The sequence below is a fragment of the Microcoleus sp. BM001215392 genome (assembly GCF_036700185.1).
In the GTDB taxonomy this organism is placed as follows: Bacteria; Cyanobacteriota; Cyanobacteriia; order Cyanobacteriales; family Microcoleaceae; genus Microcoleus.
Genome location: NZ_JAUBOJ010000143.1, coordinates 1 through 2,614 on the forward strand (window position 1 = coordinate 1; position 2,614 = coordinate 2,614).

At 48.3% G+C, this 2,614-nt stretch carries 2 protein-coding genes and 1 pseudogene; 2 read left to right on the forward strand and 1 reads right to left on the reverse strand.

Annotation, left to right across the window (positions count from 1 at the left end; genetic code table 11):
• Positions 1–153: 153 nt before the first annotated feature.
• Positions 154–1,944 (reverse strand): translational GTPase TypA, encoded by a 1,791-nt coding sequence (gene typA, locus QT974_RS16640; RefSeq protein ID WP_333469554.1) that lies wholly within the window; start codon positions 1,942–1,944, stop codon positions 154–156.
• Between the two features lie 121 nt (positions 1,945–2,065).
• On the opposite strand from typA, the gene QT974_RS16645 reads away from it, so the two are divergent.
• Positions 2,066–2,407, forward strand: a complete 342-nt coding sequence (locus QT974_RS16645; RefSeq protein ID WP_333469555.1) for a type II toxin-antitoxin system RelE/ParE family toxin — start codon at positions 2,066–2,068, stop codon at positions 2,405–2,407.
• Positions 2,382–2,614 (forward strand): annotated as a pseudogene (locus QT974_RS16650) (DNA-binding protein); the annotation flags it as partial. The gene QT974_RS16645 and the pseudogene QT974_RS16650, both read left to right, overlap by 26 nt.

Sequence of the window (2,614 nt, forward strand, 5' to 3'; positions counted from 1 at the left end):
AAAATTAAGATCGAGTTCGCTGGCTTTTAAACGATAAACTGTTGACATCGTTTTTACCTATTTTTGATTGCGATGAAAATTAATATTGCCTTTAAATACAGTAGTTTGAAGTTGACACTAAGGGCTGGCAAAATTACCAGCCCTTAATTTGTTTTACCGTTTCACCAACTTCTTAGAAACCTTCCGCAAGCGAATTGATTTTGGCGTTACTTCCACCAATTCATCCTGGCCGATGTATTCCAAAGCGCGCTCCAAACTCATATCGACTGGCGCTTGCAACTGAGCCAATTCTTCACCGCCAGATGCGCGGTGGTTCGTCAACTGCTTCGACTTGCAAATATTCAGCTCCATGTCTTCATCTCGGTTGTTTTCTCCGATAATCATCCCTCTGTAAACCTTGGTTCCGGGGGTAATGAAAAATACGCCGCGGTCTTCAGCATTTTTCAGTGAATAAGTAGTTGCAGTTCCTTCTTCAAAGGAAATCAATACTCCGTTGCGACGGGCGATAATTTCTCCGCCGAGGGGGCGATAGTCGAGGAAGCTGTGGTTCATAATTCCAGCACCGCGAGTCAAGCGCATGAACTCGCCTCGGAATCCAATCAAACCGCGAGCGGGGACTGAAAATTCGATTTGGGTGCGGCCGGTGCTGCTGACGTGCATATCTTGCATTTCTGCTTTCCGCTGACCGAGGCGTTCGATGCAGCCGCCGACTGCTTCTTCGGGTACGTCTAAGACCAAACATTCAAAGGGTTCGCAGGGACGACCGCCGACTTCGCGGAAGATTACTTGCGGTTGAGATACTTGGAATTCGTATCCTTCGCGGCGCATATTTTCGATCAGGATTCCGAGGTGAAGTTCGCCACGGCCGGATACGAGGAATTTGTCGGGAGATTCGGTTTCTTCGACGCGCAAGGCGACGTTGGTTTGGAGTTCTCGCATTAGTCGATCGCGAATTTGTCGCGATGTTACCAAACTTCCTTCTTGACCGCAGAACGGCGAGTCATTTACCGAGAAGGTCATCTGCAAGGTCGGTTCGTCTACTTTGATTAAAGGTAGCGCTTGCGGGTCGTTGGGACAAGTAATTGTCTCGCCAATATACGCATCAGCGAAACCTGCAACGGCGACCAGATTACCAGCAGTAGATTCTGCGATATCAATCCGCTTCAGGCCTTCAAAGCCCATCAATTTACTAATTTTTGATTTGACAAGCGCGCCGCTTTCTGTGATCAAAACTGCTTGTTGACCGATTCTGATCGTGCCGTTGTGGATGCGGCCGATGACGATGCGACCGACGTATTCTGAGTAATCTAAGGTGGTTACTTGCAGTTGCAGCGGCTTGTTGGGGTCGCCTACGGGGGGCGGTACGTGGTCGAGGATTTCTTCAAACAGGGGCTTCATATCTAGCCCTTCGTCTTCGAGGTGTTTTTTGGCGTAACCGCTTAAGCCGGAACCGAAGAGATAGGGAAATTCGCACTGATCGTCGTCAGCACCTAGTTCTAGGAACAGATCCAAAACTTTATCGACGGCTTTGTGGGGGTCGGCTCGATCGCGATCGATCTTATTCACAAAGACGATCGGGCGCAGTCCTTTTTCCAGGGCTTTTTTGAGCACGAAGCGGGTTTGCGGCATCGGGCCTTCGTTGGCGTCTACGATTAGCAAACAACCGTCTACCATGCCGAGAACTCGTTCGACTTCTCCGCCGAAGTCCGCGTGTCCGGGGGTATCGACGATGTTGATCAGGGTTTCTTTGTACCGCACGGCGGTATTTTTGGAAAGGATGGTAATGCCGCGCTCGCGCTCGATATCATTGGAGTCCATGACGCAATCTGGGACTTCTTCCCCTTCGCGGAAGACCCCGGACTGTCTGAGAAGAGCGTCCACAAGGGTGGTTTTGCCGTGATCGACGTGAGCAATGATAGCAACGTTGCGAATGGGAAGACTCATAATGCGTCTGGAGCGTTAAACGGATTTAACTAAAGATTTCTTAATAATTGTAGCGCATGGAGTCAAGGGGCGATCGGGCGCGACTGTAAGATTGGAGTGCTGAGCCGCTAAAATTGAAATTATGGAAGTGCAACCTAGAGAGATTAAGCGTTATATCAAACAAAATGGCACAGTTCCATTTGCCGAATGGTTTGGCTCTCTGCGAGATGTTAACGCTAAAATCAGGATTGACAAGAGGCTGGAGCGGGTTAGCAGTGGCAATTTGGGAGACTGTCGCTCAGTTGGCGAAGGAGTTTGCGAACTTAAAATCGACTATGGCCCGGGCTACCGAGTCTACTTTGGACAAGTGGGATCTGCGATCGTGCTTCTGCTGTGCGGTGGGGATAAAAGCACTCAAGACGAAGACATTAGCAAAGCTAAAAAATATTGGAGAGATTATGAAAGACGCCAAAATGCCCGCTAGTGATAGCTATCATCCCTTTAAAATTTCCAATCTCAAAGATCCCAATTATTCTGCTGCTTACCTTTCTCTGATCTTTGGAGAAGAGGAAGAGGGAGATTTGGAATTAAAAGTTATGCTCTCAGCTATGAGAGATATATTTGAGGCTCTTGGCGAACCAAATATGTGTGCTGATGATGCTAAGTTGCATTTGGAAAAGTTAGATACTTT